The organism is Gordonia otitidis NBRC 100426, assembly GCF_000248075.1.
GTDB lineage: Bacteria > Actinomycetota > Actinomycetes > Mycobacteriales > Mycobacteriaceae > Gordonia > Gordonia otitidis.
This window is the reverse complement of record NZ_BAFB01000183.1, coordinates 1-6,516: the sequence shown is the minus strand read 5'-3', so window position 1 is coordinate 6,516 and position 6,516 is coordinate 1. Positions and strand designations below refer to the sequence as shown.

Below are 6,516 nucleotides of genomic sequence, written 5' to 3'. Positions count from 1 at the left end.
AACAGGTAGTCGACGAACGCCTTGGCAGCGGGCAGATCCTTCGATGTGTTCACGACCGCGACGGGATTCTCGATCTTGAACGTCTGCGGGGGAATCAGGTACTCGACCTGTGCGCTCTGCGCAGCACCGGCGTTCTTGCGCTGCAGCATGATCGCTTCGTTCTCGTAGCTGATCAGCACGTCGCCCTGGCCCTGCTGGAAGGTCGTCGTGGCCTCGCGTCCGGACTTGGGACGCACGGCGACGTGGTCGCGCACCAGCTCGCTGACGTAGTCGAGGCCCGCCTGCGGGTTGGCTCCGCCCTCGCTCTTCGCTGCGTAGGGTGCGAGAAGGTTCCACTTCGCCGACCCCGAACTCCCGGGGTCCGGGGTGATCACCTGAACGCCGGGCTTGAGGAGGTCGTCCCAGTCGTGGATGTTCTTCGGATTGCCCTTCCGCACCACGAGAGCGACGACAGACCCGAACGGGATGCTGTTGTGCGGTTCGGCCTTCTTCCAGTCCTCGTCGACGAGTCCTGCCTTGACCAGGCGCGTCACGTCGGGTTCGACCGAGAAATTGACCACGTCGGCGGGCACGTGCCGTGCAACCTTGCGTGACTGGTCGCCCGATGCGCCATACGACGCGGAGAAGCCGATGTCGCTGCCCTCGGTGGTCGCGCGAAAAGCGGGAATGACCTTGTCGAATCCCGGCTTGGGCGTCGCATACGCGACGAGGTCGAGGTGACGACTGCCGCTCGAGATGTCGACACCGTCGGGCGTGTCCGTCGAGCCGCCACCACAACCGGCGACCAGTGCGACGGTCAGCGCCAGCAGGCACGCCACAATCGGGGCACGCCTCTTGCGGGCCAGACTTGGACTCACGAATCCTCCACCACGGTTCCCGGCATGCGGGACTTCGCGGCCGGAGCAGAATCACGCTAGCAACGCCGAGCGCATGCCCCAAAGACGAGAACGACGGTTCATCGGTGGTGGTTGACGACTCAGCGTGTGAGCAGCCAGGCCAGGACGACGAGAACGACGAGCGCGATCAGCGCCCAGGTCACCCGTGACTTGATCACCGCGGTCACAGCCCCTTTCCGTCGTCGTCGGCGAACCGTCGACGATCGAACACGGTCATCACGGCTTCCACCAGCACATTCAGGACCAGCGCGATACCGATGGCGACAGGGATCACCACCACGAGAGTGACCAGGAGCTGCGGGACGAACGACAGTCCTGTCAGCCACTCCTCGACGGAATCCCACCATGCGAGGAAGCTGTCCATGCCTGTCACCTCGTTCCGGCCCGGACTCTGCCGAGTTTTGTTCAGTGTGATTCGAATTCCGTGCCGAGTCGACGATCACCGGGGTTCGAACACCGTGATGAGCTCGAATGCCGCGAACCAGCGGCCTCTCCATGGTATCGAAAACGTTTACTCGGCTACCGGCCGCTCCCGTCAGCTCACCGCGACGACCAGCCGGCCGTCGGCGCCCATCTCTCAGTCCAGCCGCCACGACTCGTACGCGCGCGGATCGCCGATTGGCTCCATGTGAATGCTGACACGCAGATGATCGAGTTCGGCGTGTAACTCGTCCTCGACGCGCTCTGCCAGGTCGTGGCCGCGCTCGACCGACCACGCGCCCGGAACGAGCATGTGCATCTGCACGAACCGCTCGTGGCCTGCTTCCCGCGTGCGCAGATCGTGGAAAAGCACCTCGTCCGAGCGGAATCGATCGAGCACCTGATTGACCGTGGCGAGATCGTCGGCGGGTAGGGCCGCGTCGAGTAGGCCGTCACCCGAACGCCAGATGAGGCGACCACCGACGACGAGGATGTTGACGGCGACGAGGATCGCCACGATCGAGTCCAGCGGCAGCCATCCCGTGACCGCGACCAGGAACACACCCACGATCACTCCGATCGTGGTCCAGACGTCGGTGAGCAGATGCTTGCCGTCGGCCTCGAGTGTCATCGACCGATGACGCTTACCGGCACGAAGCAGGACGACGGCGACGACTCCGTTGAGAACGGTTGCGGCGACCGAGATCGCGAGACCGAGTCCGACCGATTCCAACTCGGCGGGATGCAGGAGGCGATCGACGGCGGCGACGATGATCGCGATCGCGGCGGCGACGATCAGTACTCCCTCGAACACCGCCGAGAAGTACTCTGCCTTCGCGTGGCCGAAATTGTGTTCGGCATCCGCGGGTTTGGCGACGACTCGCAATGCGACGAAGGCTGCGACAGCCGCCACGAGATTGACCAACGACTCCAGTGCGTCCGACAGCAGGCCCACCGAGCCGCTGACGCGCCAGGCAATCAGCTTCATCACGATCACCACGATCGCCGTGGCGATACTGAGGAATGCGTAGCGAGTGAGGTCGGGCCGACTCCCCGACGATGCGGTTGCCATTACCTCATCTCACCACGAAGTCGACGCTCCATCGCACCAACCGCGCTGTGCAGTCGGGCTCAGCTCGCAGCAACCAGCCCGCGGCGACGCATCAGCGGTTCGACCTCCGGCTTGCGTCCGATCAACTTCTCGTGCGCGGCAAGCGGATCGACACTGTCGCCGCGCGACAACGTCGAGTCCGCGAACCTCTTCCCGTTCTCTCGGCGTAGCCCGCCCTCGGCGAGGAACCACTGCTCGGTCTCGGCATCGAGAACCTCCGACCAGATGTAGGAGTAGTAGCCGGCCGAGTAGCCGCCCCCGAAGATGTGGTTGAAGTACGCCGTGCGATATCGCGGAGGAATGAGCTCCGTGCCGATGCCGGCTTCGCGCAACGCGTCGGCTTCGAATGCCTCGACGTCGTCGATGTCGTCGGCCTGTGCGGTGGACAGCCGATGCCAGGCGAGGTCGAGCACCGAGGCTGCGAGGTACTCGATGGTGCCGTGCGCCGTGTCGGCGCCGGCGTTGGCGCGGGCCGCGTCGGCGAGTTCCGACGGAATAGGGGCGCCGGTCTCGTGATGCCTCGCGTAATGGGCGAGGACATCGGGGTGCAACGCCCACATCTCGTTGACCTGCGACGGGAATTCGACGAAATCGCGCGGTACCGAGGTACCCGATTGCGACGGATAGTCGACCGTCGAGAGCAAACCGTGTAGCGCGTGACCGAATTCGTGGAACAACGTCGTGAGCTGGTCGATGCTGAGCAGCGCGGGCGAGCCCTCGTCTGGCTTGGGCACGTTGAGCACGTTCACGATGATCGGTTGCGCCGAGAGCACGGTGGATTGATCGACGATGTTGTTCATCCACGCCCCACCGCGCTTGGAGGGCCGCGCGAAGTAGTCACCCAGGAACAGCCCGATGCTGGTGCCACGCTCGTCGAACACCTCCCAGATCCGGACGTCTGGATGGTAGGCGTGGAGGTCGGCGCGCTCCCGGAAGCTCAACCCGTACAACTGTCCCGCCGCGTAGAACACGCCGTCGGTGATCACGGTGTCGAGTTCGCAGTAGTCGGCGAAACCGTCGAGATCGATCTCCGACGACGACTTACGTTGTCGGGCAAGCCAATAGGTGTAATCAGAAGCGGTGATCTCGGCGTCGGGATCGTCCGCGTGCGCGAATTCGGTCAGGGAAGCCAGTTCGGTGCTACCTGCTCGCATGGCGGCGGTGACCAACTCACCGAGCAAATCGTCGACCGCTGCCGGATCGGGGGCGGTCTGCTCGGCGATGACGTACTCGGCGTGATCGCGGTACCCCAGCAGCTCGGCTCGCCGCGCGCGCAGCCTGACGATCTCGAGGACGGTCTCGCGCGTGTCGAACTCGTTGCCGCGCGAGCACCGTCCGACCGAGGCATCGAATACTCGACGGCGCGTCGCGGCGTCGTGGAGTTCACTCACCACGGACTGGCTCGTCGGGAGTTCAAGGCTCACAAGGTATCCGGAATCGTGGCCTGCGTCGGCCGCTGCGCGTCGGGCGGACGCGATCGCGCCTCGTGACATGCCCTGCACGTCGGCCTCGTCGGAAACCAGCACCGCCGAGTCGTTGGTGTCGTCGAGGACCATCTGCGAGAAGGTGGTCGTCAGATACGCCAGCCGCGACGAGATGGTGCGCATCTCCTCCTGACCTGCGTCGTCGAGGCCGGCGCCCGCCCGGATCGCCTCGCGGTACCGCGAATCGAGCAGACGGCGCTGCGGCTCGGTGAGGTCGAGGTCGTCGGCGTGAGCGTGCAGCGTCGAAATACGCGCGAAGAGACGGGGATTCATCGCAATGGCGTTTGCGTGGTCGGTGAGCAGCGTCGAGAGTTCCTGGGAGATCTCGTTGCGCTTCGGGTTGGTGTCAGGGCCGACCAGGTTGAAGAAGATGCCGGATGCGCGGGCCAGGTCGCGTCCGGACAGTTCCAACGCCTCGATGGTGTTGGCGAATGTCGGCGCGTCCGGATCGTCGGCGATCTTCTCGACTTCGGCGCGCTGCGAACTCATGGCCTCGCGAAAAGCGGGCAGAAAGTCGTCGTCGGAGATCGACGCGAAGTCCGGCAAACCGTGTGGCAGATCGCTGTGTGCGAGAGCGGGATTCACGTCGCTTGTACCCATGACCTCACTTACCCTTCGGTTTGTCGCCCGCCGAATCGGTGGAGAGGGCGGCGACGAATGCCTCTTGCGGAACGTCGACACGGCCGATGGTCTTCATCCGCTTCTTGCCTTCCTTCTGCTTCTCGAGGAGCTTGCGCTTACGACTGATGTCGCCGCCGTAGCACTTCGCGAGGACGTCCTTGCGGATCGCCCGGATGTTCTCGCGCGCAATGATCTTCGATCCGATGGCAGCCTGGATCGGCACCTCGAACTGCTGACGCGGGATGAGCTCCTTGAGCTTGGTGGCCATCTTGTTGCCGTAGGTGAATGCCGCGTCGCGGTGCACGATCGCGCTGAACGCGTCGACCGCCTCGCCCTGCAACAGGATGTCGACCTTGACCAGATCGGCTTCCTGCTCGCCGGCCTCCTCGTAATCGAGGCTCGCGTATCCGCGGGTGCGCGACTTCAACGAATCGAAGAAGTCGAAGATGATCTCGGCCATCGGCATGGTGTAGCGCATCTCCACGCGCGTCTCGGAGAGATAGTCCATCCCGCCGAGCTCGCCGCGACGGGACTGGCACAGCTCCATGATCGCCCCGATGAACTCACTGGGCGCGATGATCGTCGTCTTCACGATCGGCTCGTAGATGTGGCGCGCCTTGCCCTCGGGCCAGTCGGACGGGTTGGTGACGATCTGCTCGCTACCGTCCTCCATGACGACGCGGTAGACGACGTTGGGCGCCGTGGAGATCAGGTTCAGATCGAACTCGCGCTCGAGACGCTCCCTGGTGATCTCCATGTGCAGTAGACCGAGGAACCCGCAGCGGAAGCCGAATCCGAGGGCGACCGAGGTCTCCGGTTCGTAGGTGAGCGCGGCGTCGTTGAGTTGCAGCTTGTCGAGTGCGTCACGCAGCACCGGATAGTCGGAGCCGTCGACCGGGTAGAGGCCCGAATAGACCATCGGGCGCGGTTCGCGGTAGCCGGTCAACGGTTCCGTGGCGCCGTTGCGCGCAGTGGTCACGGTGTCGCCGACCTTCGACTGCCGGACGTCCTTCACGCCGGTGATGAGGTAGCCGACCTCGCCGACGCCGAGTCCCTTGGTCGGCTTCGGTTCCGGGGACACGATGCCCACCTCGAGCAACTCGTGGGTCGCCCCGGTCGACATCATGGCGATCTTCTCGCGCGGGACGATCTTGCCGTCGACGACGCGGACGTAGGTGACGACGCCTCGGTAGGTGTCGTAGACGGAGTCGAAGATCATGGCACGTGCCGGGGCGTCGGGGTCGCCCTGAGGTGCGGGCACCTGCTTGATGACCTCGTCGAGCAGTTCGGGGACTCCTGCACCCGTCTTGCCCGACACACGGAGCACGTCGTCTGGCTCGCAGCCGATGATGTGTGCAATCTCGTTCGCGTAGCGGTCCGGGTCGGCAGCAGGAAGGTCGATCTTGTTCAGCACCGGGATGATGGTGAGGTCTTTGTCCATCGCCAGGTACAGATTGGCGAGGGTTTGAGCCTCGATGCCCTGCGCGGCGTCGACCAGCAGAACAGCACCCTCGCAGGCTTCGAGTGCGCGCGATACCTCGTAGGTGAAGTCGACGTGGCCGGGGGTGTCGATGAGGTGCAGCACGTAGTCGGTCTGCGGTCCGTCGGGGCCGTCCGACTTCCAGGGCAGCCGCACGTTCTGCGCCTTGATGGTGATCCCGCGCTCACGCTCGATGTCCATGCGGTCGAGGTACTGAGCGCGCATCTGTCGCTCCTCGACCACGCCCGTGAGCTGCAACATCCGGTCGGCCAGCGTCGATTTGCCGTGGTCGATGTGCGCGATGATGCAGAAGTTCCGAATCCGTGCGGGATCGGTGAACGTGGTGTCGGCGAAGGTGGGAATCGAACTGCTCCTACAGGTACGCACCGATGCTCGGGGTGCGATGCGGGTGTGGTCGTCGAATCCAGTTTCTCACGGCTCGCCGTCGACGGGTCGCGGCCGGGTTGTCGGCGCTCGTCTGACGGCGGCTCTGTCGGCGTCGAG

5 protein-coding genes and 1 pseudogene are annotated in these 6,516 nt (G+C 64.6%); 1 reads left to right on the top strand and 5 read right to left on the bottom strand.

What is annotated here, in order from left to right:
- The 5 genes from GOOTI_RS17845 to lepA form a co-directional block, all read right to left on the bottom strand.
- Positions 1-857, bottom strand: an 857-nt coding sequence (locus GOOTI_RS17845) for an extracellular solute-binding protein (protein WP_007240016.1), incomplete at its 3' end; no start/stop codon positions are given.
- Positions 858-1,059: 202 nt separating this feature from the next.
- The gene (locus tag GOOTI_RS17840; protein WP_007240015.1) at positions 1,060-1,260 is read right to left on the bottom strand and encodes a hypothetical protein; all 201 of its coding nucleotides are present in this window, start codon (positions 1,258-1,260) and stop codon (positions 1,060-1,062) included.
- Positions 1,261-1,473: 213 nt separating this feature from the next.
- On the bottom strand, positions 1,474-2,388 hold the full coding sequence (locus tag GOOTI_RS17835) for a cation diffusion facilitator family transporter (protein WP_007240014.1): 915 nt from the start codon (positions 2,386-2,388) through the stop codon (positions 1,474-1,476).
- A gap of 59 nt (positions 2,389-2,447) precedes the next feature.
- The gene (locus tag GOOTI_RS17830) at positions 2,448-4,511 is read right to left on the bottom strand and encodes a M3 family metallopeptidase (protein WP_007240013.1); all 2,064 of its coding nucleotides are present in this window, start codon (positions 4,509-4,511) and stop codon (positions 2,448-2,450) included.
- A 4-nt stretch (positions 4,512-4,515) separates the two neighbouring features.
- Positions 4,516-6,399, bottom strand: coding sequence for a translation elongation factor 4 (gene lepA / locus GOOTI_RS17825; RefSeq protein ID WP_007240012.1), 1,884 nt, complete (start codon positions 6,397-6,399; stop codon positions 4,516-4,518).
- Between lepA and GOOTI_RS26530 the strand changes: the two are divergent.
- A pseudogene (locus GOOTI_RS26530) lies at positions 6,314-6,516 on the top strand (hypothetical protein); the annotation flags it as partial. The gene lepA and the pseudogene GOOTI_RS26530 overlap by 86 nt on opposite strands.

Coding starts and splice junctions, on each gene's coding strand:
- GOOTI_RS17840 (WP_007240015.1), bottom strand. CDS start 1,260: ATGGACAGCTTCCTCGCATGGTGGGATTCCGTCGAGGAGTGGCTGACA.
- GOOTI_RS17830 (WP_007240013.1), bottom strand. CDS start 4,511: ATGGGTACAAGCGACGTGAATCCCGCTCTCGCACACAGCGATCTGCCA.
- GOOTI_RS17835 (WP_007240014.1), bottom strand. CDS start 2,388: ATGGCAACCGCATCGTCGGGGAGTCGGCCCGACCTCACTCGCTACGCA.